Source organism: Dinoroseobacter sp. PD6 (assembly GCF_028807315.1).
Taxonomy (GTDB): Bacteria; Pseudomonadota; Alphaproteobacteria; order Rhodobacterales; family Rhodobacteraceae; genus Dinoroseobacter; species Dinoroseobacter shibae.
This window is the reverse complement of record NZ_JARAMN010000001.1, coordinates 311,668-337,173: the sequence shown is the minus strand read 5'-3', so window position 1 is coordinate 337,173 and position 25,506 is coordinate 311,668. Positions and strand designations below refer to the sequence as shown.

The 25,506-nt window shown below is 67.4% G+C and carries 24 protein-coding genes and 1 tRNA gene; 15 read left to right on the top strand and 10 right to left on the bottom strand.

Features of this window, described 5'->3' with window-relative positions; all coding sequences use genetic code 11:
• Positions 1 to 38: 38 nt before the first annotated feature.
• Positions 39 to 941, top strand: coding sequence for a LysR family transcriptional regulator (locus PVW48_RS01470; RefSeq protein WP_012178435.1), 903 nt, complete (start codon positions 39 to 41; stop codon positions 939 to 941).
• Between the two features lie 454 nt (positions 942 to 1,395).
• Positions 1,396 to 1,968 carry an alpha/beta hydrolase family protein gene (locus PVW48_RS01465; RefSeq protein ID WP_274579954.1) on the top strand — a complete coding sequence of 191 codons (573 nt, stop codon included), beginning with the start codon at positions 1,396 to 1,398 and terminating at the stop codon, positions 1,966 to 1,968.
• Here the strand turns inward: PVW48_RS01465 and PVW48_RS01460 are convergent, their stop codons facing one another.
• On the bottom strand, positions 1,969 to 3,804 hold the full coding sequence (locus PVW48_RS01460) for an ABCB family ABC transporter ATP-binding protein/permease (protein WP_012178437.1): 1,836 nt from the start codon (positions 3,802 to 3,804) through the stop codon (positions 1,969 to 1,971).
• Positions 3,805 to 3,857: 53 nt separating this feature from the next.
• Positions 3,858 to 5,441, bottom strand: coding sequence for a LysM peptidoglycan-binding domain-containing protein (locus PVW48_RS01455; RefSeq protein WP_274579953.1), 1,584 nt, complete (start codon positions 5,439 to 5,441; stop codon positions 3,858 to 3,860).
• Between the two features lie 162 nt (positions 5,442 to 5,603).
• Here PVW48_RS01455 and PVW48_RS01450 point away from each other — a divergent pair, with 162 nt between their 5' ends.
• Complete coding sequence (locus PVW48_RS01450) at positions 5,604 to 6,143, top strand: TIGR00730 family Rossman fold protein (RefSeq protein ID WP_274579952.1); 540 nt, start codon at positions 5,604 to 5,606, stop codon at positions 6,141 to 6,143.
• Positions 6,144 to 6,324: 181 nt separating this feature from the next.
• Here PVW48_RS01450 and eda read toward each other — a convergent pair whose 3' ends face one another.
• Together eda and edd are read right to left on the bottom strand one after the other, a co-directional pair.
• Positions 6,325 to 6,966, bottom strand: a complete 642-nt coding sequence (gene eda, locus PVW48_RS01445; RefSeq protein ID WP_012178440.1) for a bifunctional 4-hydroxy-2-oxoglutarate aldolase/2-dehydro-3-deoxy-phosphogluconate aldolase — start codon at positions 6,964 to 6,966, stop codon at positions 6,325 to 6,327.
• A gap of 11 nt (positions 6,967 to 6,977) precedes the next feature.
• Positions 6,978 to 8,783, bottom strand: coding sequence for a phosphogluconate dehydratase (gene edd, locus PVW48_RS01440; RefSeq protein ID WP_274579951.1), 1,806 nt, complete (start codon positions 8,781 to 8,783; stop codon positions 6,978 to 6,980).
• A 231-nt stretch (positions 8,784 to 9,014) separates the two neighbouring features.
• On the opposite strand from edd, the gene PVW48_RS01435 reads away from it, so the two are divergent.
• From PVW48_RS01435 to PVW48_RS01425, 3 genes are all read left to right on the top strand, one after another.
• Positions 9,015 to 9,176 (top strand): RSP_7527 family protein, encoded by a 162-nt coding sequence (locus tag PVW48_RS01435; protein WP_157865298.1) that lies wholly within the window; start codon positions 9,015 to 9,017, stop codon positions 9,174 to 9,176.
• 135 nt (positions 9,177 to 9,311) lie between these two features.
• Positions 9,312 to 10,514, top strand: coding sequence for an RSP_2647 family RNA methyltransferase (locus PVW48_RS01430; RefSeq protein ID WP_274579949.1), 1,203 nt, complete (start codon positions 9,312 to 9,314; stop codon positions 10,512 to 10,514).
• Positions 10,511 to 11,050 (top strand): RSP_2648 family PIN domain-containing protein, encoded by a 540-nt coding sequence (locus PVW48_RS01425; protein WP_274579948.1) that lies wholly within the window; start codon positions 10,511 to 10,513, stop codon positions 11,048 to 11,050. Before PVW48_RS01430 ends, PVW48_RS01425 begins: the two co-directional genes overlap by 4 nt.
• A gap of 195 nt (positions 11,051 to 11,245) precedes the next feature.
• Here the strand turns inward: PVW48_RS01425 and PVW48_RS01420 are convergent, their stop codons facing one another.
• The 4 genes from PVW48_RS01420 to PVW48_RS01405 form a co-directional block, all read right to left on the bottom strand.
• Positions 11,246 to 11,938, bottom strand: coding sequence for a M48 family metallopeptidase (locus PVW48_RS01420; protein WP_012178445.1), 693 nt, complete (start codon positions 11,936 to 11,938; stop codon positions 11,246 to 11,248).
• A 39-nt stretch (positions 11,939 to 11,977) separates the two neighbouring features.
• Positions 11,978 to 12,265 (bottom strand): hypothetical protein, encoded by a 288-nt coding sequence (locus tag PVW48_RS01415; protein ID WP_012178446.1) that lies wholly within the window; start codon positions 12,263 to 12,265, stop codon positions 11,978 to 11,980.
• A 67-nt stretch (positions 12,266 to 12,332) separates the two neighbouring features.
• On the bottom strand, positions 12,333 to 15,143 hold the full coding sequence (locus PVW48_RS01410; protein WP_274579947.1) for a bifunctional [glutamine synthetase] adenylyltransferase/[glutamine synthetase]-adenylyl-L-tyrosine phosphorylase: 2,811 nt from the start codon (positions 15,141 to 15,143) through the stop codon (positions 12,333 to 12,335).
• Positions 15,144 to 15,235: 92 nt separating this feature from the next.
• A tRNA-Val gene (locus tag PVW48_RS01405) sits at positions 15,236 to 15,310 on the bottom strand.
• Positions 15,311 to 15,476: 166 nt separating this feature from the next.
• Here PVW48_RS01405 and PVW48_RS01400 point away from each other — a divergent pair.
• The gene (locus PVW48_RS01400) at positions 15,477 to 15,818 is read left to right on the top strand and encodes a hypothetical protein (RefSeq protein WP_274579946.1); all 342 of its coding nucleotides are present in this window, start codon (positions 15,477 to 15,479) and stop codon (positions 15,816 to 15,818) included.
• A gap of 77 nt (positions 15,819 to 15,895) precedes the next feature.
• Here PVW48_RS01400 and lon read toward each other — a convergent pair whose 3' ends face one another.
• Positions 15,896 to 18,304, bottom strand: coding sequence for an endopeptidase La (gene lon, locus PVW48_RS01395; RefSeq protein WP_274579943.1), 2,409 nt, complete (start codon positions 18,302 to 18,304; stop codon positions 15,896 to 15,898).
• A 373-nt stretch (positions 18,305 to 18,677) separates the two neighbouring features.
• Here lon and PVW48_RS01390 point away from each other — a divergent pair, with 373 nt between their 5' ends.
• From PVW48_RS01390 to PVW48_RS01360, 7 genes are all read left to right on the top strand, one after another.
• The gene (locus tag PVW48_RS01390) at positions 18,678 to 19,283 is read left to right on the top strand and encodes a VPLPA-CTERM sorting domain-containing protein (RefSeq protein ID WP_012178450.1); all 606 of its coding nucleotides are present in this window, start codon (positions 18,678 to 18,680) and stop codon (positions 19,281 to 19,283) included.
• Positions 19,284 to 19,624: 341 nt separating this feature from the next.
• Positions 19,625 to 21,382, top strand: coding sequence for an acetolactate synthase 3 large subunit (locus PVW48_RS01385; protein ID WP_274579942.1), 1,758 nt, complete (start codon positions 19,625 to 19,627; stop codon positions 21,380 to 21,382).
• The gene (locus PVW48_RS01380) at positions 21,382 to 21,693 is read left to right on the top strand and encodes a hypothetical protein (protein WP_274579941.1); all 312 of its coding nucleotides are present in this window, start codon (positions 21,382 to 21,384) and stop codon (positions 21,691 to 21,693) included. The genes PVW48_RS01385 and PVW48_RS01380 overlap by 1 nt, the downstream gene beginning before the upstream one ends.
• A 50-nt stretch (positions 21,694 to 21,743) precedes the next feature.
• Positions 21,744 to 22,241, top strand: a complete 498-nt coding sequence (locus PVW48_RS01375; RefSeq protein ID WP_274579940.1) for a hypothetical protein — start codon at positions 21,744 to 21,746, stop codon at positions 22,239 to 22,241.
• A gap of 10 nt (positions 22,242 to 22,251) precedes the next feature.
• On the top strand, positions 22,252 to 22,824 hold the full coding sequence (gene ilvN, locus PVW48_RS01370; protein ID WP_012178453.1) for an acetolactate synthase small subunit: 573 nt from the start codon (positions 22,252 to 22,254) through the stop codon (positions 22,822 to 22,824).
• Positions 22,825 to 22,928: 104 nt separating this feature from the next.
• A complete protein-coding gene (locus tag PVW48_RS01365) occupies positions 22,929 to 24,080 on the top strand; it encodes an aromatic ring-hydroxylating oxygenase subunit alpha (RefSeq protein ID WP_274579939.1) in 1,152 nt (383 codons plus the stop codon).
• Between the two features lie 19 nt (positions 24,081 to 24,099).
• A complete protein-coding gene (locus PVW48_RS01360; RefSeq protein ID WP_274579938.1) occupies positions 24,100 to 24,285 on the top strand; it encodes a hypothetical protein in 186 nt (61 codons plus the stop codon).
• A 47-nt stretch (positions 24,286 to 24,332) separates the two neighbouring features.
• Here PVW48_RS01360 and PVW48_RS01355 read toward each other — a convergent pair whose 3' ends face one another.
• The gene (locus tag PVW48_RS01355; protein ID WP_012178455.1) at positions 24,333 to 24,578 is read right to left on the bottom strand and encodes a hypothetical protein; all 246 of its coding nucleotides are present in this window, start codon (positions 24,576 to 24,578) and stop codon (positions 24,333 to 24,335) included.
• Between the two features lie 234 nt (positions 24,579 to 24,812).
• Between PVW48_RS01355 and PVW48_RS01350 the strand changes: the two genes are divergently transcribed.
• On the top strand, positions 24,813 to 25,355 hold the full coding sequence (locus tag PVW48_RS01350) for an RNA polymerase sigma factor (RefSeq protein WP_012178456.1): 543 nt from the start codon (positions 24,813 to 24,815) through the stop codon (positions 25,353 to 25,355).
• Positions 25,356 to 25,506 lie beyond the last annotated feature (151 nt).

The window sequence follows — 25,506 nt, the reverse complement described above, 5'->3', positions numbered from 1 at the left end:
TAGCGCAAAATGCAACGCGACAGGGACATGATCTGACCATGGATTGGGACAAACTGCGGATTTTTCACGCGGTCGCAGACGCGGGCAGCCTAACCCATGCGGGCGATTCGCTGCATCTGAGCCAATCCGCCGTCAGCCGCCAGATCCGCGCTCTGGAGGAGAGCCTCAACACGATCCTGTTCCACCGCCATGCCCGCGGGCTGATCCTGACCGAGCAGGGCGAGCTGTTGTTCGACGCCACCGCCGCCATGACCAAGCGGCTCGACGCCGCCTCCGCCCGGATCCGCGACAGCGAGGAGGAGGTGTTCGGCCAGCTGCGCGTCACCACCACCATCGGGTTCGGCTCGCTCTGGCTGGCCCCGCGCCTGTCGCGGCTCTACGACCGCTATCCGGACCTGAACGTCGACCTGATGCTGGAAGAGCGCGTGCTCGACCTGCCCATGCGCGAGGCCGATGTCGCCATCCGCATGAAAGAGCCCAGCCAGGCCGACCTGATCCGCAAGAAGCTGATGAGCATTCGCATGCGCCTCTATGCGTCGCCCAGCTATCTCGAACGCAACGGTCGGCCAACCCGGATGGAAGAGATCTCCAGCCACCGGATCATCTGCCAGAACGCCGACAGCGCCCAAGTCAGTGCCGGGCACACCCTGGTGCGCGAGATCTTCAACCACGATGTCACCCACTCGCTGATGGTGAACAACTATTTCGGGGTGCTGCAGGCGGTGATCAACGATCTCGGCATCGGTGTGCTGCCCGACTACCTGGTCACGGATTTCCCTCAACTCGAACAGGTCATTCCCGATTTCGAGAGCAGCGATGTGCCCGTCTTCCTCGCCTACCCGGAGGAACTGCGCCACTCCAAGCGCATCGAGGCCTTCCGCGATTTCGTCACCGAAGAGGTTATCGCCTACCGCCGGGCCAAGCGCGACGCGGACGACTGAGCCCCAAGAGGCATGCAAAAACCGCATGACGGGATTGCGCACCTGCGGCATTTTTCAATCTTGATCGAAAAGCAGGCACAAACTATCTCCAAGTGCATAGAGCGACAGCGTGTTGTTCTATACCTCCCTGTTGGACTTTGGCCGAGCTTTGTCTCGGCCTTTTTTTTGCCCATCGGCAGATACGCACGTGTGAGCCACTCCCCGGCTACGCAAAGCGCGCCAACAATGCTACCTCGGACCCATGACACAGACCGCAGCGAACCGCGCGCTGAGACGTATCAAGCGCTTTCTGACCCGGACACCGGACCCTGAACCACGATATCGGCCGAACCGGCGCGCTTTGTTCTATCCCGGGCAGGCCAAGGATGGCCCCGTCTTCATAACCTACCATGGCGGCGGCTGGGTAGGCGGGCGCGCAGAGGACCAGGTCGCCTAGTCGCAGAGCTTCGCGCGGATGGGCCGCGCCGCGTATTCGGTGGAATACAGCACCTATGAAAACTCGGGCGGCAGCCTTGACGCGTCGCTGGACGATGCCGTGGCGGCAGCGGCCTTCATAGTGCGCCGCCACAAGCGCGCGCCGCTGGTCTTCGTCGGCCACAGCGCGGGCGCCCCGCTTGCCTTCTGGGCATGCCTCGCCCACCAGGCTCAACTGGCCGGTCTGATCTTGTTTTCACCGGTCACCGATCTGTCGAATGAAGGCTTCGGAAACCGCCAGATCCCGCCCGGAGGCCGCAAGGATGCGTCCCCACAACACAACCTGTCCCGCCTGCACATCGGTACGCGCACGCCCTTCCTGTTGATGTTCCACGGCGCTGAGGACGACACCGTGCCACCATCACAACCCCAGAAATTTCTGCAGAGCTGGCAAGACGCCGGCTCGGAGGTCGCGCGGCTGATCACCTATCCGGACCAGAAGCACGGGTTCCAGAACCTCAATGCCCCGCGCATCACCGTTCAGACCGACCTGGAGGCCGCGATGGCTGACCTCGGGCACTATCGCAGACCGGCCTTCCTGGCGCCGGCCTGATCAGGCCGCGTCCTCTTCGGCATCTTCGCTTTGCTGCCGGGTCCACATGGAGGCATAGCGCCCGCCCCGGGCCAGCAGCTCGTCATGGGTGCCCTCTTCGACGATCACGCCGTTCTCCAGCACCACGATCCGGTCCGCATCGACCACCGTGGACAGACGGTGCGCAATGGTGATCACCGTGCGCCCCTGCCCCATGGCCGCAAGACTGTCCTGGATGTCCCGCTCCGTCTCGCTGTCGAGCGCCGAGGTCGCCTCGTCCAGCAGCAGGATCGGCGGGTTCTTCAGCAGGGTCCGCGCGATGCCCACGCGCTGCTTTTCCCCGCCCGAAAGCTTGAGCCCCCGCTCGCCCACCTTGGTCTCGTAGCCCTCGGGCAGGCTGTAGATGAATTCGTGGATCTCCGCCGCCTTCGCCGCGGCCTCGATCTCGGACCGGCTGGCCTCGGGGCGGCCATAGGCGATGTTGTAGAGGATCGTGTCGTTGAACAGCACCGTGTCCTGCGGCACCACGCCGATCTGCGCATGCAGGCTGTCCTGGGTGACGTCGCGCACATCCTGCCCGTCGATCCGCAGCGCGCCCTCGCTTACATCGTAGAACCGGAACAGGAGCCGCCCGATGGTCGACTTGCCCGACCCCGACGGTCCCACCAGCGCCAGCGTCTGTCCCGCTCCGACACGCAGGCTCACCCCCTTCAGGATCGGCCGCGCCGGGTCATAGCCGAAGACCACATCGTCGAGCACGATCTCCCCCCCGGTGACCCGCAGGTCGTGCGCGCCGGGCTTGTCCTGCACCTCGGCTGGCTGCTCCAGCAGCTCGAACATCTCGCCCATGTCGATCAGTGCCTGACGGATCTCGCGGTAGACGGTGCCGAGAAAGTTCAGCGGCTGCGTGATCTGCAACATGTACGCATTGACCATGACGAAATCGCCCACGGTCAGATCCCCGCGCTGCACTCCCATCGCGGCCATGACCATGACGACGACCAGCCCCCCGGTGATCAGCACCGACTGGCCGAAATTCAGGAACCCCAGCGTGTAGGAGGTCTTGAGCGCCGCCGCCTCATAGCCCTCCATCGCCGCGTCGTAGCGTTCCGCCTCCCGCGTCTCGGCGCCGAAATACTTCACCGTCTCGAAATTCAGCAGGCTGTCGATGGCCTTCTGGTTGGCATCGGTGTCCTGACGGTTCATCTCTCGCCGGATGCGCACCCGCCATTCCGTCACCTTGAAGGTGAACCCGACATAGAGCGCAATGGTCCCCGCCACCGCCGCCAGGTACCAGGCATCGAAATAGAGCGTCAGAATGATCGAGATCAGCGCCAGTTCCAGGATCAGCGGCCCGATGGAGAACAGCAGGAACCGCAGCAGGAACTCGACCCCCTTCACCCCGCGCTCGATGATCCGGCTCAGCCCCCCGGTCTTGCGCGTGATGTGGTAGCGCATCGAAAGCCGGTGGATATGGGTGAAGGTCTCCAGCGCCAAGGTCCGCAGGGCCCGCTGCGCGACCTTGGCAAAGATCACGTCGCGCAGCTGCTGGAAGCCGACGGTCATCAGCCGCGCCATGCCATAGGCGATGGTCAGCCCCACCGCCCCGATCGCCAGAAGCACACCGTCCGACACCTCCCCCGCGAGGGAGTCGACGGCGGTTTTGTACAAGAACGGCGTGCCCACCGCGATCAGCTTGGCCAGGAACAGTGCCGCCATCGCTAGCACCACACGCCGCTTCACCCAAGGCTTGTCATCGGGCCACAGATACGGCGCCACCTTGCGGATCACCAACAGACCGCGGCGACGGTTCTCGAGGTCTTCAGGGGGAGGATCGGAAAGCCGGGCACCACGCATGACCGCACCCTAGAAGTCGTGCCCGCGAATGGCCAGTGCGGCGTAAACGCCCGTCAGCGGGTCTCGCGCGGCACGGCAAAGACCTGGCCCGGATAGATCAGATCCGGGTCGCGGATCCGGTCCCGGTTGGACTGGAACACGCGTACATACTGGAACCCGTCGCCGTAGTTTTCCCGCGCGATCTGCCACAGGGTGAAGCCCGGCTGCACCGTCACCACCCCGGCCACCGCCAGCGCACCCGGGGTCGCCTCCAGCACCGGCACCTCGCCCGGCGCGGCGGTCTGACCCGGTGGAACCTCAGCCGCGGTGGAAGCGGCGGTCTCGGCCTCTGCCGCCTCTGCCGCGGCCTCCGCCGCCAGCACCGCATCGGCGCGCAAGGCCCGCTCGAACGGCGTCTCGAAGCGCGAGATCACCTTGCCATCCGGCGTCACCTCGTCGGCGCGCAGGGTATAGCCCCCTTGGGCGATCCCGGCCACACGCGCCTCCCACAGCCCCTCGGGCGAAACCTCCGCGGTCTCCACGAGGTCGTTGTTCAGGTAAAGCCGCACCAGCGCATCGGGCACCGCGCGCCCGGCCAGCAGCACCTCGCCCTCCGCATCGTAGGAAATCGTGTCGATCACCACATTGGCCGCTCCGGACACTCCGGGCCGGTCCGGTTGCGCGGGCGGCGTCGCCGGACGCGCGCCCGCCTCCGACAAGATCAGGACCGACGGGGCCGATCCCGGCGCGGGCGGGACGGAGGCACCGTCCGGCGCGGGTGACGCCATCGCTGGCGCGGTGTCGATATCCACCTGAGGCTCTGGCAGATCCCCCAGAGACGCTGTCTCCGGTGCCCGGGCCGGACCATCGGCCCGCGGTCCGGAGGCGTCCGCAGTCGCCGCCTGGTCCCTAGGGGCGGGTTCGGGATCGACCGCGCGCGCCGCCACCGGGCCCGTGAAGGGCGACACCATCGCCGTCTCCACCGACACCACCGCATCCCCGGCCTCGCCATCGCTTTCGAGGGTCAGCGCCCGGGCCTTTGCCGACGGGTCGAGGGTGAACAGCGCCACGAAACTGCCGCGCCCATCGGCCACGGTCTCGGCCACCTTGGCCCCGTCGAGCAGCACACGCACCACCCCGCCGGGCATCGCGCGGCCCGCGACAACTGCACTCCCCGCCCGGTCGACGCGCACCAGATCGAAGCGCGGCGGATCGGCGGCCGGGGCGGTCGGTGCCGCATCCTCGGGCGTTTCGGCCGTCTCGGCGGTCTCCACCTGCGCTGCCGCAGGATCTGCGACATCCGCGGGCGCAGGCGAGACCGGCTCTGCCGCGCTGGGGGCTTCGGCAGCCGGCACAGGCGCGGGTTCGGGTTCCACGGCCACCGCCGCCGTCTCCGCAGGTGCCGGGGCCTCCTGCACGACCTCCGGGGCGGGCTCGGCAATCTCCACCGGAGTCGCCTGCGGCGGCGCCTCGATGGTCTCGTCCAAGGCGACGGGCGCTTCGGGCGGCGCATTCGCGATACTTTCCGTCGGCGTATCCTCGGCCTCCGGCACAGGCGCGGACAGGCTCCACAGCACCACGCCCCCGGCCACAAGACCCAGGGCCACCAAAGCGCCCCAGACGACCTGCGGCCTGCCCGTGCACGCCGACTGATCCATTCCGTCCTGCATCCACGTCCCCAAGACTGTTTGCACGCCTCGCCACCCCGGATCGCCGGCCGGGCCGCAAGGATCGCTCATCGCAGCTTATCCAGCCGTTTACAAAGGCGAAAGGGTCTATCACACAGGCGTCGTACCCCTCACCGCTGCAAGAGCTTTCCCATGTCGTCCATCTGTGTCTTCTGCGGCGCCCGCGCCGGTCTCACCCCCAGCCATACCGAAACCGCCGAAGCCCTCGGGCGCTGGCTGGCCGAGGCGGGGCACCGGTTGGTCTACGGCGCCGGAGATGTGGGCCTGATGGGCAGTGTCGCCCGCGCGGCCCAGCAGGCAGGCGGCGACACGTTCGGGGTGATCCCGGTCCACCTGCTCGACCTGGAGGTCGGCAAGACGGACCTGACACGTTTCGTGGTGACCGAGACCATGCACGAGCGCAAGAAGGTGATGTTCGCCAATTCCGACGCCATCGTGGTGCTGCCTGGCGGCGCGGGGTCGCTGGACGAGTTCTTCGAGGTGCTGACCTGGCGCCAGCTTGGCCTGCACGCCAAGCCGATCCTGCTGCTGAACGCGGACGGCTACTGGACGCCGCTTCTGGCCCTTATCGACCACGTGATCGCCCAAGGCTTCGCCGCCGAGAGCCTGCGCGGCTTCATCACGGTCTGCGCGGATCTGCAGGCGGTGCAAGCCGCTCTCGGTCCGGCCTGAGCGCGTCGAAAAAAGGGGAGCAGACCGGCAGCACTGGAAACGCGAGGCGGGTACACACGCAGGGGTCGCCTCAGGTAAAACTCATGGACACGACGATCCGCCGGTCTGCGAGGACTGTTTCGCACAGCCGCGTTAATGTTCTGTGATCAAGACGTTTCCATCGCCCTAACGGTCCGGTTTTTCACCGCGGCAGCGCCGCAGCCTCCGCCGCCAACTCGGTGATCCCCGCCCAGTCGCCCGCCTCCATCATGGCTTGCGGCGCGACCCAGGACCCGCCCACGCAGAGCGTGTTGCCGAGCCCGAGATAGGTCGGCGCATTGGCCAGCGACACGCCCCCCGTCGGGCAGAACGCGACCTGCGGCAAAGGCGCGCCGATGGATTTCAGCGCAGGCGCGCCGCCATTTGCCTCCGCCGGAAAAAACTTCTGCACGGTATAGCCCCGCTCCAGCAGCGCCATGACTTCGGTCGAAGTCGCCGCCCCCGGCAGCATCGGCAGATCCGCCGCCTCGGCAGCATCGAGCAATCGGCTTGTCGCCCCCGGCGACACCCCGAAAAGCGCGCCCGCCGCCTTGGCCGCCGCCACATCCTCGGGCGTCAGGAGTGTTCCAGCCCCAACCACGCCGCCCTCGACCTGCGCCATCTCGGCAATCGCGTCGAGTGCCACGGGCGTGCGCAAGGTCACCTCCAGCGCGGGCAGGCCGCCCGCAACCAGCGCCTCGGCCAGGGGGCGCGCATGGGCCAGGTCATGGATCACCAGCACCGGGATCACCGGGGCCAGCCCGCATATCTCACGCGCCTGCGCGCTTGCCTCGCTCGGGGTCATGGGTCGTCTCCTTATACCACCACGCCAGCGCCGGTGCTGGCCGGGCCGACAGTCGTGCGGAACACGTCGAACAACTCGCGCCCGATGCCGTGACTGTTGCCGCTCAGATCCGGCATGGCCGGGGCACGGTCCTCGACCCCCGGCTCCAGCACCTCCAGAACGCCCGCCACCGCATCCACGCGTACCAGATCGCCGGTCCGCACCTTGGCCATCAGCCCGCCATCCAGCGCCTCGGGCGCCACGTGGATCGCCGCGGGCACCTTGCCCGACGCGCCCGACATGCGCCCATCCGTCACCAGCGCCACCTTCAGTCCGCGATCTTGCAGCACCGCCAGAACCGGCGTCAGCGCATGCAATTCCGGCATCCCGTTCGCCTTGGGCCCCTGGAACCGCACGATGACCACCGTGTCCTCGGTGAACTCGCCCGCCTTAAACGCGGCCTTCACCGCCTCCTGGGTCTCGAACACCCGCGCCCTGGCCTCGACCACGTGACGCTCGGGCGCCACGGCCGACACCTTCATCACCCCGCGGCCCAGATTGCCGCGCAACTCCTTCAACCCGCCCGAGGCCGCAAACCCGTCCGATGCCGGGCGCAGGATCTTGGCATTCAGGCTTCGGCGCGGCCCTTCTTGCCAGCGCAGCACACCGTCGATCAGCTTGGGCTCGCGGGCATAATCGGCCAAACCGTCGCCCGCGATCGTCTTGGTGTCGGGATGCAGCAGCCCCTCGGACAGAAGCTCCCCGATCATGTAGGCCAGCCCCCCCGCCGCATGGAAATGGTTCACATCCGCCAGCCCGTTTGGATAGACCCGCGCCATCAACGGCGTCGCCTCCGAAATATCCGCGAAATCCTGCAGGTCCAGGATCACACCCGCCGCCCGCGCCATGGCGGGCAGGTGAATCACCAGGTTCGTGGACCCGCCCGTGGCCATCAGCCCGACGATCCCGTTCACGAAAGCCTTGGCATCGAGGATGTCGCAGACCGGGCGATACTCGTTGCCGAGCTGCGTGATCGCCGCCAGGCGTTCCGCCGCCGCCGCGGTCAGCGCCTCGCGCAGGGGCGTGCCCGGGTTGACGAAGGACGCGCCGGGCAGGTGCAGTCCCATGAATTCCATCAGCATCTGGTTGGAATTCGCCGTCCCGTAAAAGGTGCAGGTTCCCGGCCCGTGATAGGAGGCCATTTCCGCCTCCATCAGCTTATCACGCCCGATCTCCCCGGCGGCGAACTGCTGGCGCACCTTGGCCTTCTGGTCGTTGGGCAAGCCGCTGACCATGGGCCCGGCAGGCACGAACACGCCGGGCAGGTAGCCGAAGGTGGCGGCGGCAATCACCAGCCCCGGCACGATCTTGTCGCACACGCCCAGATAGGCCGCGGCATCGAACGTGTTGTGGCTCAGCGCCACGCCAGTGGCCAGGGCGATCACGTCCCGCGAGAACAGGCTCAGCTCCATGCCGACCTGACCTTGCGTGACCCCGTCGCACATCGCCGGAACCCCGCCCGCGACCTGGGCCGTGGCGCCTGCGCGCCGGGCGGCCTCCTTGATCTTGTCGGGGTAATCCTTGAACGGCTGATGCGCGCTCAACATGTCGTTATAGGCGGTGACGATACCGATATTGGCGCTCCGCTCGGCCACGAGAGCCTCCTTGTCGCCCCCCATCGCCGCATAGGCATGGGCCTGATTGCCGCAGGACAGGTGTGCACGCCGTGGCCCATCCTCGGCAGCGCGCCGCATCCGGTCGAGATAGGTGCTGCGCGCTTCCGCGCTGCGGGCTTCGATTCTGGCCGTGACGTCGGAAATGACGCGATTGAGTGCCATGGCTCCTGTTCCTCCAAGGTTCCCGGGCTTGGCCGCGGTGTAGCCTGTTAGCGCTAACTTAGCAATGGCAATCTCCGCACTATCCAGGCCCAGCTGTGCCCTTCCTCGCAAGACCATACCCCGCCCTTGCAGTTTTCCGATAGCGGCCATGCGCAGACCGCATCTACTGCTCTGCTGCAACGCGGCATAGATCAGCCTCAACAGGATAACCGAGACACAAAGGACCGCCAGATGAGCACGTTCACCCCTCCGTCCACCCCGATCGATGTCGCCGATGTCGAACGCCGCGCCCACGAGCTGCGCGCCGAGTTCACCGCGCAAGCCTTCCGTAGCCTTCGCGCCTGGCTCGCGGATCACCTTACCGTCGGCAAGCGTCAAAGCCCCTCCACCTGATCCCGTCCCGAGACGGGTTCCGGACGCGCCGCGTGACCTCCTCCCCACGCGGCGCGTCCGTTCGTTCTGACTGCGCCGATGCGATCCCCGAAACACGGGCTTCCCCCTGACGCCCGACCGCGCTAGGCACGGGCCATGACAGCGCCCGACACCCGCCCGACAATTCGCCTCAAGCCCAAGGCCGACGCCCGTGCCATCCGCCACGGGATGCCTTGGGTCTATGCCGATGACCTGGTCACCGATCGCCGCACAAAGGCGCTCGCCCCCGGCAGCCTCGCCGTGCTCGAAGATGCCGAGCGCGCGCCCCTCGCCCTCGCCGCGATAACACCCGCATCGAAGATCATCGCGCGGGTGCTGGACGCCGACCCGCAGGCCGAGATCGACCAGGCCTGGTTTTCCACCCGCCTCGCCCGCGCCCTGGCGCTGCGCGAAACCCTCTATGATGCGCCGTTTTACCGCCTCGTTCATGCCGAGGGCGACGGGCTGCCCGGGCTGATCATCGACCGCTTCGGCGACACCTGCGTTCTGCAACCCAACGCTGCCTGGCTGGAGGCGCGGCTTGCCCCGCTCACCGCGGCGCTGCAAGAGGTCACCGGCGTTGCCCATGTTCTGAAATCCGCCTCGGGCCGCGCCCGCGCGCTCGAAGGGCTCGACGATGCCAGCGGCCCGCTGGCTGGTGCCCCCCCCGCCCGGATCGCGGTGCCCATGACCGGGGCGACCTACATCGCCGACCTCGCCGGCGGCCAGAAAACCGGGCTCTTCTACGACCAGCGCCCCAACCACGCCTTCGCCGCCCGGTTCGCAAAGGGCGCGCGGGTGCTCGATGTCTTCTCCCATGTCGGCGGGTTTGCCCTGGCGGCGCTGGCCGCAGGGGCCCAGAGCGCGCTGGCCGTGGACGGCTCCGCCCCGGCGCTGGCCCTGGCCGAGGAAGGCGCCGCCGCCACCGGCGTGGCCGACCGCTTCGCCACCCGCAAATCCGACGCCTTCGCAGCACTTGAAACCCTCGCCACCGAGGGCGCGCAATTCGACCTGGTGATCTGCGACCCGCCCGCCTTTGCGCCCGCGAAATCCGCCCTGGGCCAGGGCCTGCGCGCCTACGAGCGTGTCGCACGCCTCGCGGCTCCGCTTGTCGCACCGGGCGGCGCGCTGATGTTGTGCTCCTGCTCCCACGCGGCCGAGCTTGCGAAATTCCGCGCCGCCTGCCTGCGCGGCGTCGGGCGCGCGGGCCGCGCAAGCCAGATCGTCTATACCGGCGCCGCAGGTCCCGACCACCCGCTGCATCCGCAGCTGGGCGAGACCGGCTATCTCAAGACGTTGATGCTCCGCCTGCTGCCATGACCGAGCGGGTGCTGCTTGATGCCTGCGTGCTCTACCCGACCCTGCTGCGCGCGTTGCTGCTGAGCTGCGCCCGCGCAGGTCTCTTCACGCCCCTCTGGTCCCCGCGCATCCTCGCAGAGTGGTCCCACGCCGCCGCGCGCTCCGGCCCCGACGAGGCCGCCCTGGTGGCGGGCGAGATCGCCATACTGCGCACCGCTTTCCCGGACGCCGAGATCACGGCCCCAAACACCCTCACCGACACCCTCAGCCTGCCCGACGCCGATGATCGCCACGTCCTCGCCGCCGCCGTGCACGGGAAGGCCGACGCGCTGCTGACCGCCAACCTCAAGGATTTTCCGACCCGCACGCTGACCCGTCACGGGTTGTTGCGGTACGAGCCCGACAGCTTCCTGTGCCACCTGCGCGCCGCACCGGGCACCGATGCGCTGCTCTTGCCACAGGTTCAGCGCTCCGCCGATGTCCTTGGCGTAACACCGCGCAGCGTGCTCAAACGCGCCCGCCTGCCCCGGCTCGGCAAGGCGCTCTTTCCCGGCTGACCCGCCGACGACCACGTCCTGCCTCCCTCAAGTCTTCAAATATCCGCGCCGCAGGCCGCCGGACCGCAAGTCCGGCCCCCGGCGACGTGCGCAGCACGGCGCAAAACCTCTCGGCTCGACATGTGCAGCACGGCGCAACACCTCTCGGCTCGACCTACGCAGCACGGCGCGACACCTCAACCCGACAAATCGACGTCAGCCCGGCACGACCCAGCGCTTCTCCAGCGCCTCGATCGCCTTGATCCGCTCCTCGGTCTTGGGATGGCTCATCAGCCAGGCCGGCGCCTGCGCCCGCCCGGCCCCGGTGGTCAACCCCTCGAGCTTGCGAAACAGGGTCTTCTGCGGCTCCGTCCCGATCCCGGCCTTCACCAGCAGGGCCGAGGCATAGGCATCCGCCTCGTACTCGTCGCCCCGCGACAGCCGCGCCGCCAGAAGGCTCACCAGCATGTTCGCGATCGCCACGCCGACGAACGGGATGAACCGCCCCAGCACCGTGGCCAGCGCCACGCGGATCGCGTTCTGGCCGGAAAAATCGATCATCCGCCGCCTGGAATGCCCCAGCGCCACATGGCCCAGCTCATGGGCGATGACCGAGGCCATCTCGGCCGCCGTCACCTCCCCGGTCTGGTACTTGCGGAAAAACCCCCGGGTGATGAAGATCCGCCCATCGGGTGCCGCCAGCCCGTTCACCGGGTCCACTTCGTAGATGTTGACCTTGATCTGCTCGAGATCCAGCGCCTTGGCCATCCGGTCGGTCAACCGGCCCAACTCGCGGTCGCGCAACTCGGTGGAGCGCTTGTCCAACTCCCGCGCGGTGCGTTTCGCGCCGATCCAGTAGAGCCCGAGCCCCCAGGCCAGCGCCAAGAGAAGAGGTGTGAGTTTCAACATCAGCTTGATATGGGGCGCAAGCGCTGCGCCACAAGAGCGTTACTGCACCGGCCCGACCCGGGCCGCGCGCCCGCCGCGCCGGGCAGGCTCGGGCGGCGCGTCCATCGCGGCGCGCAGAACGGCCGTCATCGGGTGGTCCGGCGCCTCCGCCCCGTAATGGGCCAGCAACACCGCGACCTCGTCGCGCGGATCGGCCGGCTTCTCCGCCCCCAGAGCCCAGTCGAGAAACACCGACCGGCAATCCCAGATCGTGATCCCCTCGATGCGGTACGCCTCGCGAATCAGGTTGCGCGGATCGAGACGATCAAGATCAGGGGGAGAGGTCATTGGGCCACCATGCGATACCAGTTCCCCTGCACATAGACGCCCCGCGCCGCGGCGCAACCCCGCAGGCTCACCCCTGCCAGCGCGCCAGCACCGCCACGATCACCTCGGCGGCCGCGTCCGCCCCCGTGGCCATGTCCGCGCGCAGGGTCTCCATGTCCGCCCGCCCGGTCTGGCGCAGCAGGAAGGCCTGCCCCCCCGCGCCCACCGCGTCGGGGTCCAGCGCCCCGTCGGTCAGCAACCGGACCGAGGTCTGCACCTGCCGCAACAGGGCAAGCTGCCCGGTCAGCACCGCCGCCTCCTCCGGGCCCAGGCATCCCGCCGCGACCCCGGCGGCCAGCTGCAACCGGGTATCGGCGCACTCGGCCCCCGACAACAAGGCCGCCGCCTGACCCAGAAGCTCGATATCCTGCAACCGCCCCGGGCCCTGCTTGGCCTCGAACGGGCGCTCGGCGGGCTTTGCGGCTTCCAGCCGCGCGCGCATGTCGGCCACATCGCGGGCGACCTCCGCCTGCCGCCCGGGCCCCTTGCTGCGCAGCAAGGCGCAGCGGAACGCCTCCAGATCCTCGGCGAGGGCCCCGGACTCCGGCCCCGCGCCGCCGATCACGCGCGCCCGCGTCAGGGCCAGATGCTCCCAGGTCCAGGCATCGCTCTCCTGGTAGCTCTGGAAGGCCGACCAGGAGGTCGCAACCGGCCCCTGCCGCCCCGACGGCCGCAGCCGCATGTCGATCTCGTAAAGCCGCCCCTCGGCCATGGGCGCGGTCAGCGCCGTGATCATCGCCTTGGTCAGTTTGGCGTAATACGGCCCCGGCGCCAGCGGCCGCCGCCCCTCCGACGCCTCCACGCCCGCCCCGTCATAGACCACGATCGCATCGAGGTCCGACTGCGCCGTCAGCGTCCGCGCCCCGAGCGAGCCCATCCCCACGAACACCGCACCGCGTCCCGGCGGGGGCCCGTGACGGCGCGACAACTCCGCGGCGACACGGGGCCACAGCACCGAGACCACCGTTTCGGCCAGGTCGGTGTATTGCTCCGCCGCCACCTGCGCATCGACCAAGCCGCGCAGGTGATGCACACCGACGCGGAAATGCCATTCCTTTTGCCAGCGCCGCGCGGCATCGAGTTGATGCTCGTAATCGTCCAGCGGCGCCAGCCGCGCCTCCAGTTCCGCCGCGAGGGCCGCCTCACCGGGCCAGTCCGCAAAGAACGGCCCCCCGATCACCGCGTCCAAGACCCCGGAATTGGCCGCAAGGTAGCGCGACAGCAAGGGCGCCGTGGCACAGATATCCACGATCAGGTCGATCAGGGACGGGTTCGCCTCGAACAGGGAGAACAGTTGAACTCCCGCAGGCAAACCCTTGATGAAGCTGTCGAAGTTCAGCAACGCCTCATCGGGCCGCGCGGCCCGCCCGAGCCGGGACAGGATCTCGGGGCGCAACCGGCCGAAAATCTCCAGAGCCCGGGTCGAGCGCAGCGCCGGGTAGCTGCGCCAACGCTCCATCACCTCCGCGGCCCCCTCGGGCACGGCCTCGGGCGGCGGGCTGGACGCGCTCCGCTCGGGCGCAAAGAACGGCTCGGTCAGGGCCGCGACCTCCGCCAGCCGGTCCTTGAGCTGTCGCCGCCAGCCGGCCACGTCGGCCTCCCCCATCAGGCATGCCAGACGCCGGAACCCGTCATCGTCCTTCGGCAGGGCATGGGTCTGGGCATCGGCGATCATCTGCACCCGGTGCTCCACCTCCCGGTGGGCCCGGTAATGATCGCTCAGCACCGCGGCATCCTCGGGCCTCACCCAGCCCTTCTCAGCCAGAACCGTCAACCCCGCCACCGTGCCGCGCACCCGCAGGTCCGGGTCCCGCCCGCCCGAGATGATCTGCCGGGTCTGGGTAAAAAACTCGATATCCCGGATGCCGCCCTTGCCCAGCTTCATGTCATGCCCCGGCAGGGACACCGGCCCATGCAGCCCCTTGTGCGCCCGGATGCGCAGCCGCATGTCATGGGCATCCTCGATGGCGGCGAAATCCAGGTGCTTGCGCCAGATGAACGGGGTCAGCCGGGCCAGATACCCCGCCCCCGCCTCCAGGTCGCCCACCGCCGGACGCGCCTTGATATGCGCCGCGCGCTCCCAGGTGCGGCCGAGGGATTCGTAGTACCGCTCGGCAGCCTCCATGGCGATGCAGACCGGCGTGACCGACGGGTCCGGCCGCAATCGCAGATCCGTGCGAAAGACATAGCCATCGCCCGTCGGGTCCGACATGATCCCCACCGCCTTGCGCGTCGCCCGCACGAAGGCCGCCCGCGCCTCGCCGAACGCGTCCGGCGCGAACCGGTCCTGGTCGAACAGGCAGATCAGGTCGATATCGCTGGAATAGTTGAGCTCGAACGCCCCCATCTTCCCCATGGCGAGCATCACCATCCCCGCCGCCTCCGGCAGGTCGGCCTCGCCCTGGCCCGGCACCTTGCCCCGGCGCAACTCGGGCGCGAGGGCCGCGCGCAGGGCCGCACCCATGGTCGCATCGGCAAACAGCGTCAGGTTCTCCGTCACCGCCTCCAGCGGCCAGACCCCGGCAAGATCGGCAAACCCCGCCAGCAGCGCGACACGCCGCTTGGCCACCCGCAACCCCGGCTTGATCTGGTCCGGCGCAATCTCCGGCACCTCGGCGAGGATCTGCGCAAACGCCGCCTCTGGATCCTCCAGCGCGGCGGCAAACCAGGCGGCCTCCTTGGCCAGCAACCCTTCGAGATAGGGGCTCGACCCCGCCATCCCCACCAACGCATCGCGCAAGGCCCCCGTGGCTTCGGGACAATGGGCCGCAACCGCCGCCGCCCCCCGCTCTGGATCGAAGGGAAGCGGCAGGCGGGTCATGCGGGTCTCGAACGTCATGGCTGCACCCTGCGCCGCGCCGCAAACGCGGTCAAGCGGACGCCGTCGCGGCTCTCGCGCGCCATGCCATCCGGCTCACACCAAGGGGGGAATGGTGGGTGATAAGAGATTCGAACTCCTGACATCTTCGATGTGAACGAAGCGCTCTACCACTGAGCTAATCACCCGTGCGAGTGCAGATAGCCAAGCCGTGCGCCGGGTTCAAGAAGAAATCCGCCCCCGATCCGCCGGTTCGCCCCCGCAACCCCCGCAAACCGCCGCCAAGCCGTTTGGATCCGCCCCCGCGGCCCCCATATCTTCATCGGCCCCCTGCCACAGGAGTTGCGCTCACACATGAAACAGTTTCTTTTCGCCGCCGCGACGGCGCTGGCCCTCGTCGCCGCACCGACCCTCGCCCTGTCCGAGACCCTCACCCCCATCGCAGAGCTGAAGCGTGGCACCATGGTCATGATGACCGGCGACGTTGCCCGCATCACCGACGAGGATGAATTCATCCTCGCCGACGCCACCGGACGCGTCCCGGTCTATGTGGGGCCGAATTTCGTGCCCGCCGCCGAGGGCGAGACTGTCACCGTCTGGGGCTGGGTCGACGACGACCTGTTCTCGAACGAGGTCTATGCCCGTCGGATCCAGCGCGCCGATGGCACCGTGATCGAGCTGCGCCAGGGGTACTGACGCACCCAAGCGCACCGCACGACAAAACGCCCCCCGGTTTCCCGGGGGGCGTTTTCTGTTCAAAGACCGCGCAAGGCTCAGTGCGCCACCGCGCCCTGCCCCTCCTTCTCGGCCATCGCCTTCTGGGCGGCGGCGGCCTCCTCGGCCTCCTCGTCCCATTCGATGGGCTCCGGCTCCGAGACCAGCGCCACCTTGAGCACCTCGGACACGTGGCTGACGGGGATGATGGTCAACCCCTCTTTCACATTGTCCGGGATCTCCGGCAGATCCTTCTCGTTCTCCGCCGGGATCAGCACGGTGGTGATCCCCCCGCGCAGGGCGGCAAGCAGCTTCTCCTTCAGACCGCCGATGGGCAACACGTTGCCGCGCAGCGTCACCTCGCCGGTCATGGCGATGTCGCGCTTCACCGGGATCTGCGTCAGAACCGACACGATCGAGGTCACCATGGCGATGCCCGCGCTCGGCCCGTCCTTAGGGGTCGCCCCCTCGGGCACGTGGACGTGGATGTCCCACTTGTCGAAACGCGGCGGCTTCACCCCGATCTGCGGACTGATGGAGCGCACGAAGGACGCCGCGGCGTCGATCGATTCCTTCATCACGTCGCCCAGCTTGCCGGTGGTCTTCATCCGACCCTTGCCCGGCAGGCGCAGCGCCTCGATGCTCAGCAGATCGCCCCCCACAGAGGTCCAGGCAAGGCCGGTCACGACCCCGATCTGGTCCTCTTCCTCGGCCAGCCCGTATTTGAACCGCTTGACGCCCAGCATGTCCTCCAGGCTGTCGACGGTCACCTCGACCTTGTCCGCCTCTTTCCTGACGATCTTGGTCACGGCCTTCCGGGCCAGCTTGGCGATCTCACGCTCCAAGTTCCGCACCCCCGCCTCGCGGGTGTACCGGCGAATGATCTCCTGCAACGCCTCGTCCGTCAGCGAGAACTCGTCCCTCTTCAGGCCGTGGTTCTTCACCTGCTTGGAAATCAGGTGCTGCTTGGCGATCTCGGCCTTCTCGTCCTCGGTATAGCCCGCCAGCGGAATGATCTCCATCCGGTCCAGAAGGGGTCCGGGCATGTTGTAGGAGTTCGCCGTGGTCAGGAACATCACGTTCGAGAGGTCATATTCCACCTCCAGGTAGTGATCCACGAAGGTCCCGTTCTGCTCGGGGTCGAGAACCTCCAGCATCGCGGACGCGGGATCGCCCCGGAAATCCTGCCCCATCTTGTCGATTTCATCGAGCAGGATGAGCGGATTGGTGGTCTTGGCCTTCTTCAGCGCCTGGATGATCTTGCCCGGCATCGACCCGATATAGGTCCGCCGGTGACCGCGGATCTCCGACTCGTCGCGCACCCCACCCAGAGAGATCCGGATGAACTCGCGCCCCGTCGCCTTGGCCACCGACTTGCCGAGGCTGGTCTTGCCGACGCCCGGCGGGCCCACGAGGCACAGGATCGGCCCCTTGAGCTTTTTCGAGCGTTGCTGCACCGCCAGGTACTCAACGATCCGCTCCTTGACCTTCTCCAGCCCGTAATGATCGGTATCGAGGATCTTCTGCGCCCGGCCCAGGTCCTTCTTCACGCGGGATTTCGTGCCCCACGGGATCGACAGCATCCAGTCGAGGTAATTGCGCACCACGGTCGCCTCGGCGCTCATCGGGCTCATGTTCTTGAGCTTCTTGATCTCGCCATCGGCCTTTTCGCGGGCCTCCTTGCTCAGCTTGGTCTCGGCGATCCGCGCTTCCAGTTCGGCCACCTCGTTGGCGCCGTCCTCGCCATCGCCCAGCTCCTTCTGAATGGCCTTCATCTGCTCATTCAGGTAGTATTCGCGCTGGGTGCGCTCCATCTGGGACTTCACGCGGGACTTGATCTTCTTCTCGACCTGCAGAACGCTCATCTCGCCCTGCATCAGGCCATAAACCTTCTCCAGCCGCTCGGCGACGCTCAGGGTTTCCAGAAGCTCCTGCTTGCGACCGACCTCGATCCCGAGATGGCCGGACACCATGTCGGCCAGCTTGGCGGGCTCGGTGCTTTCGGCGACCGCCGCCAGCGCCTCTTCGGGGACGTTCTTCTTGATCTTGGCATAGCGCTCGAACTCGGCGCTCACCGACCCCACCAGCGCGCGCAGCGTGTCCGGGTCGCCCGCCTCTTCCTCCAGAAGCTCGGCATGGGCTTCGAAGAAGTCCTCGTTGTCGGTGTATTCCGTGATCGCCACGCGCTGGCGCCCTTCCACGAGAACCTTCACGGTCCCGTCGGGCAGCTTGAGCAGTTGCAGCACATTCGCCACAACGCCATAGGCAAAAATCCCTTCCGGCGCGGGATCGTCCACCGCCGGGTCGATCTGGCTCGACAGCAGGATCTGCTTGTCGTCCTTCATCACCTCTTCGAGCGCGCGCACGGATTTCTCGCGCCCCACGAAGAGCGGGACGATCATGTGGGGGAAGACCACGATATCGCGCAGCGGCAGCACAGGGTAATACTGGTTGAGTGTCTCAGACATGCTCGGTCCTTGTGTTGGGCAGACGGCCCGGGTCCCGGTCGGCAACCATGGGCGTCTCCTGGTCAGGCTTTCTAAGGTGGGCGGCGCACGGACGGTTTTCAATGCCCGGCCCGTCGCACCCGCGGGGGCCGCTCCGGGCTCACGGCGGTGAGGACTCCATGACAACCGGGGCGATTTTGCCCGACAGGATGCACGCCCATATCGCGGGCCGCAAGCAGGTCCGGCCGATTTCACGACATTCTTCTGCATTTGGCGACAATTGCGGGCTATTGAACCCGAAAATCCGTCATTTTCGCCCCCTTCAGGACCGCGCTTGCCAGAAGCGCGCGAAAAGTGGCACTGTTAACTCATATTAATTTTGGAGTTGCCTACCATGTCGTTTCGTATTTGCGCCACGGCGCTGACCCTCGGCCTCGCGGCCCCGGCCTTCGCCGCCGTCACCCCCTATTCCGATTACAGTGACTTCGCCTCGCTCACGACCATTGGCGCCACCGGGTTCGACATCGACACTTCCCCGGATTTCTCTGCAAATACCGCAGTGGCGACAAACTTTGGCATCGGTTCCTCGGAAGAGGGCGTCAGAAGCGATCCGGGCGCTGCTCCCTTGGAGTTCATAGGACTAAACGCCTTCGAGGTCGGCATGACCTTCGGCAACGATCAGGTGGGCAGTGTTGGAGCCTCAGCGATTTTCGACGTCGTGCTCGAAGCCTATTCCGGCGCAACCCTGCTCGGCAGCGTGACCGTGACCTCGAACGGAAATGACCTGTCGGACCAGTTCATCGGATTCGGCACGATGACGGCCTTCGACCGGGTGGTTCTCGACTACAGCGCGCCGGCCGCTCCAACACTGGCCCGCTTCATTACCGAGGTCCGCTTCGGCCTCGACACGCCCGCGCCGATCCCCCTGCCCGCAGCGCTGCCGCTGTTGCTTCTGGGGCTGGGCGGTCTCGGGCTCGCGCGCGCACGCCGACGCGCCTGACGCCAGAAACTGCGCTCCCGGCGGAAAATCTTTCGCCGGAGCCGCCCCGCACGCAACAAAACGCCGCACAGCGCCCCGCTCAGGTCACTTTCTTGGCCCTTTGTCGGTTGACGCCCCCCGATCCCCCCCCTAATGTCCCGCGCACGAACCGAGAGGAACAGCATAAATGCCCCGTATTGTCGTACTCGTAGGAAACAGGCGCATGGGCCGGTAACGGACACCCTTCCGATCCCCCGTGCGCCCCCGAAAACGACCGGGGGTTTTTTTATGCCCAACCGCAACGACCCGAGACAGAGACCCATGGCCGACACAACGGCCCGCGTGAAGCAAAGGATGACACGATGAGCACGCAGATGACCGGCGCACAGATGGTGGTTCAGGCCCTGAAGGATCAGGGTGTGGACACGGTATTCGGCTATCCGGGCGGGGCGGTTCTTCCGATCTATGACGAGATTTTCCAGCAAAACGAGATCAAGCACATCCTCGTGCGCCACGAACAGGCCGCGACCCACGCCGCCGAGGGCTATGCCCGCTCGACCGGCAAGCCGGGCGTCGTGCTCGTCACGTCGGGCCCCGGGGCCACCAACGCCGTCACCGGCATCACCGACGCGCTGATGGACAGTATCCCCATGGTCGTGCTCACGGGCCAGGTGCCCACCTTCATGATCGGCAACGATGCCTTCCAGGAGGCCGATACCGTCGGCATCACCCGCCCCTGCACCAAGCATAACTGGCTGGTGAAGGAAACCGATCTGCTCGCCGACACCATCCACCAGGCCTTCCATGTCGCGACTTCGGGCCGCCCGGGCCCGGTGCTGGTGGACATCCCCAAGGACGTGCAGTTCGCCTCGGGCACATATGTCCCGCCCGCCAAGGCCGACACGCGCCACTACCAGCCCCGCGTCAAGGGCGACGTGGCCGCGATCACCGCCATGGTCGAGCTGATGGAAACCGCCGAGCGGCCGATTTTCTACACCGGCGGCGGCGTGATCAATTCCGGCCCGGCGGCGAGCCAACTGCTGCGCGAATTCGTGGCCGAAACCGGCTTTCCGATCACCTCGACCCTGATGGGTCTCGGGGCCTACCCGGCCTCGGGCGAGAACTGGATCGGCATGCTGGGCATGCACGGGCTCTACGAGGCCAACCTGGCCATGCATGGCTGCGACGTGATGATCAATATCGGGGCGCGCTTCGACGACCGGATCACCGGGCGCGTGGCCGATTTCTCTCCCGAATCCAAGAAGATCCACATCGACATTGATCCATCTTCGATCAACAAGGTGATCCGCACCGACGTGCCCATCATCGGCGACATCGCCCATGTGCTCGAAGACGCCCTGCGCATCTGGAAGGCCCGCGGCCGCAAGACCAACAAGGCCGCGGTGAAGGCCTGGTGGACCCAGATCGAGGAATGGCGCACCGTGCGCTGCCTGGACTTCAAGAACTCCGAGACCACGATCAAGCCGCAATACGCCATGCAGCGGCTGGAGGCCCTGACCAAGGACCACCCCAAGCGCTTCATCGCGACCGAGGTGGGCCAGCACCAGATGTGGGCCGCGCAGTATCTCGGCTTCGACGAGCCGAACCGGTGGATGACCTCCGGTGGGCTCGGGACCATGGGCTATGGCTTCCCGGCCTCCATCGGGGTGCAGGTCGCGCATCCGGACGCGCTCGTGATCAACGTGGCGGGCGAGGCATCCTGGCTGATGAACATGCAGGAAATGGGCACCGCGATCCAGTACATGCTGCCGGTCAAGCAGTTCATCCTGAACAACGAACGCCTCGGCATGGTCCGCCAGTGGCAGGAGTTGCTGCACGGCGAGCGCTACAGCCATTCGTGGTCCGATGCGCTGCCCGATTTCGTCAAGCTGGCCGAGGCCTTCGGGGCCAAGGGCATCCTGTGCAAGGACCCCAAGGATCTCGACGACGCGATCATGGCGATGCTGGAGTATGACGGCCCGGTCATCTTCGACTGTCTCGTGGAGAAACACGAGAACTGCTTCCCGATGATCCCCTCGGGCGCGCCGCATAACGAGATGCTGCTGGGCGAGGCGGACACGCAGGGCGCGATCGGCGCCAAGGGCGCGGTGCTGGTCTGATGCGGACCGGCCCGGCGCTGGCGGTGGCGGCCCTTTTCGGGGTCGCCGCCTGCGACACCGCCACAACTTCGGCCCCGGCGAACATCGCCACCGACCCCCGCACCCAGCAAGTGACGGTGGACGGCACCGACTTCCTGGTGCTGATCGACGGCGAGGTGGCCACGGCCACCAGCCTCGCGACCGGCACCCGCGACCGCGAGGCAATCCTCCGCGGCGCCCGCAGCGCCATGCAAAGCCAGACCGACTGCGCAATTTCCGAGCTCTTCAAGTTTCCCAATATCGACCGCTACCAGGCGCGGCTGGCCTGCTGACCTCGCCCCCAACAGCTGAACCCGCCCATAAAACCGAAAGACCAGTGTCCGTGCCACGCGACGCACATTATCTCCGCTCCGCAGAACGCGAAGAGTATCTGGAGTATATCTTCCTCGGCAGGCTTTGCTCGCATGCCTGGAAGATGGAGCAGTTCGTCGAGGTCGCGCGGAGCCATACAGATGCTTTTGGCTATGACCTGATCCTGAAGGCAAACGGCGTACTTCGCCACGTCCAACTCAAGGCATCCGTGGACGGGGGAAGCACAGCAGAACAGAAGGTAAGCTTGCGTCTCGCCGAACAGCCTTCAGGATGCGTTGTCTGGATGAGTGTCGCGGACGACGCCTTGGAAATAGCGCGATACGGCTGGTTCGGTGGAAAGCCAGGCGCCCCCTTACCCGATCTCGGCGTGCGGGTCGGGAAACACACCAAGGGCGATGCGACCGGCACCAAAAAAGAGCGAAGCGCGACCCGGGTTCTCACCAAGGGTCGCTTCGAGTGGATTGAAACAACACAGGAATTGTTCGAACGCCTGTTCGGACATGAATAAGGAACACGATATGTCGCCCCTGAAGATCGAACAAGGCTCCTCGAAACACTCCGCCTATGACCTGCGCTCCAATTTCGGGGACCACCAGGAAACCCACACCCTGGCCGTGGTCGTGGACAACGAGGCCGGCGTGCTCGCCCGCGTGATCGGGCTCTTCTCCGGGCGCGGCTACAATATCGAGAGCCTGACCGTGGCCGAGATCGACCACGAAGGTCACCGCTCCCGCATCACCATCGTGACCACCGGCACGCCCCAGGTGATCGAGCAGATCAAGGCGCAGCTGGCGCGCATGGTCCCCGTCCACGAGGTCCACGACCTGACCGTCGAGGGCGCCAGCGTCGAGCGCGAATTGGCCCTCTTCAAGGTCGCGGGCACCGGCGACAAGCGGATCGAGGCCCTGCGCCTGGCCGAGATCTTTCGCGCCAACGTGGTCGACAGCACCCTGCAGAGCTTCGTGTTCGAGATCACCGGCACCCCCGCCAAGATCGACGCCTTCGGTGAGCTGATGCGCCCGCTTGGCCTGACGGAGATCGCCCGCACCGGGGTCGCGGCCCTCTCGCGCGGCGCGGCCCTGCCGGAGTAGGCATCGCTCGCCGGATGTCGCTCTGAGGCCAGTCGCGTCGAAAACCCACGCGATACCGCCCCCTCCCCCCGCCTAGGCTTGCGGCCAGACACAGGGAGGGGCCCATGCCGGACACCGCCGCAGAGACCATGCCAGAGCCTCCCGCCGCCCCGGCGCGCGGCCTGCCCAACGCTCATTACACAGACCCGGACATGCACAGGGCCGAGCAGCACGCGCTGCTCGCCGCGCAGTGGGCCGGGCTCGCAGTGGCTTCGGACGTGCCCGCCCCCGGCGATGCCTTGCCCCTGACCTTCTGCGGCGAGCCGCTCTTGCTGCTGCGCGACCGCGCAGGCCAGGTGCGCGTGTTCTACAATGTCTGCCGCCACCGGGGCATGATCCTTGTCGACGCCCCCCGCCGGATCGAGGGCGCGATCCGCTGCCCCTATCATTCGTGGTGCTACGCCACCGATGGACGCCTCGTCACCACCCCCCATGTGGGCGGGCCGGGCCGCAACACACATGCCCAGATCGACCGCGCCACCCTCGGGCTGATCGAGGTGCCCTCCCATGTCTGGCGCGATGTGGTCTTTGTGAACCTGTCGGGCACCGCCCCGCCCTTCGCCGAGGCCAATGCCGACCTCATCGCCCGCTGGGCCGCCCTGGACCAGCCCCTGCACCATGGCGGAGCAGAGAGCCGCTTCACCCTGACCGTGCGATGCAACTGGAAACTCGCGGTGGAAAACTACTGCGAAAGCTATCATCTGCCCTGGGTTCACCCCGGCCTGAACGAGATCTCGCGGCTCGAAGACCACTACAACATCGAGGCCCCCGGCGCCTTCTCCGGCCAGGGGACCGAGGTCTACCAACGGCCCCGCCGCCCCGACGGCACCCCGGCCTTCCCGGATTTTGCCGGCCTGCCTGCCATGTGGGACACCGGGGCGGAATACGTGGCGCTCTATCCCAACGTTCTGCTCGGCGCGCACCGGGATCACGCCTTCGCCATCCTGCTCCACCCCGATGGTCCGACCCGCACCCGGGAGCATGTGCACCTCTACTATGCCGCGCCCGACACCGACCCGGCCGCCCGCGCCGCCAATGCCGCCCAGTGGAAAACCGTGTTCGAAGAGGACGTCTTCGTGGTCGAGGGGATGCAGAGCGGCCGCGCTGCGCGCGGGTTCGATGGCGGCACCTTCTCCCCGGTCATGGACGGGCCGACCCGGTGCTTCCGCGCCTGGGCCGCCGCCGCGCTGTCCGAGACGTCCCGTGCGGCCGAGTGAGCCCGACCTTGCCGCAGCCTTGCGCGCAACCCTCGCCCAGAACGACGCGCGCGCGCTGATCGACCTCTACGAGCAAGCCGCCGCCCTGCGCCCCGCCGAGGCGCGGCTGTTTCTGACCCACGCCTATGTTCACGCCCTGGAAACCGGATCGCAAAAAGCCGCGCCCCTGAGGGCGCGGCTCGTGGCACTCGGCGCCGAGACCTGAGCACGCCCAGACCCCGGTCACCGTCCCGCTATGCGTGGCAGTCGCGGTCAGCCGCCGGCCGGATAAAGCCCGGCTTCCTGCGCCGCGGCCAGCTCATCAGGGTCCACCGCCCCGTCGGCATTCGCATCCATGGTGGTATAGGCTTCCTCCGTCAGGGTCGGATTGCCCACCAGCAGTTCGGCAAAGGAGTACACCCCGTCGCCATCCGCATCCATCTCGGTGTTGGCGCTCATCGCCGTGGCCGACGCCACCAGGGCCATTGCCGCGACACTGCTCAGGATCGTGGTTTTCATTTCTTTGGTCTCCTTGAGTTGACATGCGAAGGGGCGACTTCCGCCGCCTTCCCTCACCAAGAGCCAATTGCGCCCCTTTCCATCCCGCCCCGCCGCGCCCCGGCCCGAACGGGCGCGGACCCGCCCATTCCGGCACCCGCCGCGCGCAAACCGCCGCCGATATCCCCCGGCGCAAACCTGCTCGGCAGCTTTCCTCTTATTGTCCGGGGGCCGGAGCGGGCGCAGGGTCGCGCCATGACACGCATGCCCCCGCCAACCGACGCCCGGGAGGCCGCCCTCGTGGCCCTGATCCCCGGCCTCACCCGCGCCGCCCGCGCGCTGACAGGCTCCCGCGCCGAGGCCGAAGACCTGGTGCAGGAAGCCCTGCTGCAAGTCTGGACCCGGCAACGCGCCGGGGCCGAGATCACCGCCCTGCCCGCCTATGCCCGCGCCACCCTGCGCAACGGGCTCCGCCGCCGGGGCCGCCAGCCGGCAAGCGAGCCGCTGGAGGAAACCGACTGGGCCAGTGCGACCGCCGACACCGGCGAGCGCCGGGTCGCCTTTGCGGAGGTGATGGAGGCCATCGCCGCCCTGCCAGAGGACCAGCGCCGGGTCCTCATGGAGGTGGTGATCGAGGGCCGCACCCCCGAAGAGGTCGCCCGACGCGCGGGCATCCCGCCCGGGACGGTCCTGTCGCGCCTCGCCCGGGCCCGCGCCCGGCTGCGCAAACGCTGCGCGCTCGGCGCGGGCACCAGCGCGCAGACCCTGCTGCCCGAACCCGCCGGGCAGTCCCGTTAACCTTTCGCCTTATATTCAAGAAACAGAATGTTTCGCTCGCGAAACAAATCTCTGGAAGCCCTTGATCCCCCGCAAACTTCCGAAAAAATTTGTCGGCGCAAAAATCGCCTCTTCGCGCGAGGCGTTAACTTTCGCTCCCAACCGGCCGGTG

Bases quoted from the DNA above. Each gene is read 5' to 3' on its own strand.
- PVW48_RS01470 (WP_012178435.1), top strand. From the start codon at position 39: ATGGATTGGGACAAACTGCGGATTTTTCACGCGGTCGCAGACGCGGGC.
- PVW48_RS01465 (WP_274579954.1), top strand. From the start codon at position 1,396: ATGGGCCGCGCCGCGTATTCGGTGGAATACAGCACCTATGAAAACTCG.
- PVW48_RS01460 (WP_012178437.1), bottom strand. From the start codon at position 3,804: ATGCGTGGTGCCCGGCTTTCCGATCCTCCCCCTGAAGACCTCGAGAAC.
- PVW48_RS01455 (WP_274579953.1), bottom strand. From the start codon at position 5,441: ATGGATCAGTCGGCGTGCACGGGCAGGCCGCAGGTCGTCTGGGGCGCT.
- PVW48_RS01450 (WP_274579952.1), top strand. From the start codon at position 5,604: ATGTCGTCCATCTGTGTCTTCTGCGGCGCCCGCGCCGGTCTCACCCCC.
- eda (WP_012178440.1), bottom strand. From the start codon at position 6,966: ATGACCCCGAGCGAGGCAAGCGCGCAGGCGCGTGAGATATGCGGGCTG.
- edd (WP_274579951.1), bottom strand. From the start codon at position 8,783: ATGGCACTCAATCGCGTCATTTCCGACGTCACGGCCAGAATCGAAGCC.
- PVW48_RS01435 (WP_157865298.1), top strand. From the start codon at position 9,015: ATGAGCACGTTCACCCCTCCGTCCACCCCGATCGATGTCGCCGATGTC.
- PVW48_RS01430 (WP_274579949.1), top strand. From the start codon at position 9,312: ATGACAGCGCCCGACACCCGCCCGACAATTCGCCTCAAGCCCAAGGCC.
- PVW48_RS01425 (WP_274579948.1), top strand. From the start codon at position 10,511: ATGACCGAGCGGGTGCTGCTTGATGCCTGCGTGCTCTACCCGACCCTG.
- PVW48_RS01420 (WP_012178445.1), bottom strand. From the start codon at position 11,938: ATGTTGAAACTCACACCTCTTCTCTTGGCGCTGGCCTGGGGGCTCGGG.
- PVW48_RS01415 (WP_012178446.1), bottom strand. From the start codon at position 12,265: ATGACCTCTCCCCCTGATCTTGATCGTCTCGATCCGCGCAACCTGATT.
- PVW48_RS01410 (WP_274579947.1), bottom strand. From the start codon at position 15,143: ATGACGTTCGAGACCCGCATGACCCGCCTGCCGCTTCCCTTCGATCCA.
- PVW48_RS01400 (WP_274579946.1), top strand. From the start codon at position 15,477: ATGAAACAGTTTCTTTTCGCCGCCGCGACGGCGCTGGCCCTCGTCGCC.
- lon (WP_274579943.1), bottom strand. From the start codon at position 18,304: ATGTCTGAGACACTCAACCAGTATTACCCTGTGCTGCCGCTGCGCGAT.
- PVW48_RS01390 (WP_012178450.1), top strand. From the start codon at position 18,678: ATGTCGTTTCGTATTTGCGCCACGGCGCTGACCCTCGGCCTCGCGGCC.
- PVW48_RS01385 (WP_274579942.1), top strand. From the start codon at position 19,625: ATGAGCACGCAGATGACCGGCGCACAGATGGTGGTTCAGGCCCTGAAG.
- PVW48_RS01380 (WP_274579941.1), top strand. From the start codon at position 21,382: ATGCGGACCGGCCCGGCGCTGGCGGTGGCGGCCCTTTTCGGGGTCGCC.
- ilvN (WP_012178453.1), top strand. From the start codon at position 22,252: ATGTCGCCCCTGAAGATCGAACAAGGCTCCTCGAAACACTCCGCCTAT.
- PVW48_RS01365 (WP_274579939.1), top strand. From the start codon at position 22,929: ATGCCGGACACCGCCGCAGAGACCATGCCAGAGCCTCCCGCCGCCCCG.
- PVW48_RS01355 (WP_012178455.1), bottom strand. From the start codon at position 24,578: ATGAAAACCACGATCCTGAGCAGTGTCGCGGCAATGGCCCTGGTGGCG.
- PVW48_RS01350 (WP_012178456.1), top strand. From the start codon at position 24,813: ATGACACGCATGCCCCCGCCAACCGACGCCCGGGAGGCCGCCCTCGTG.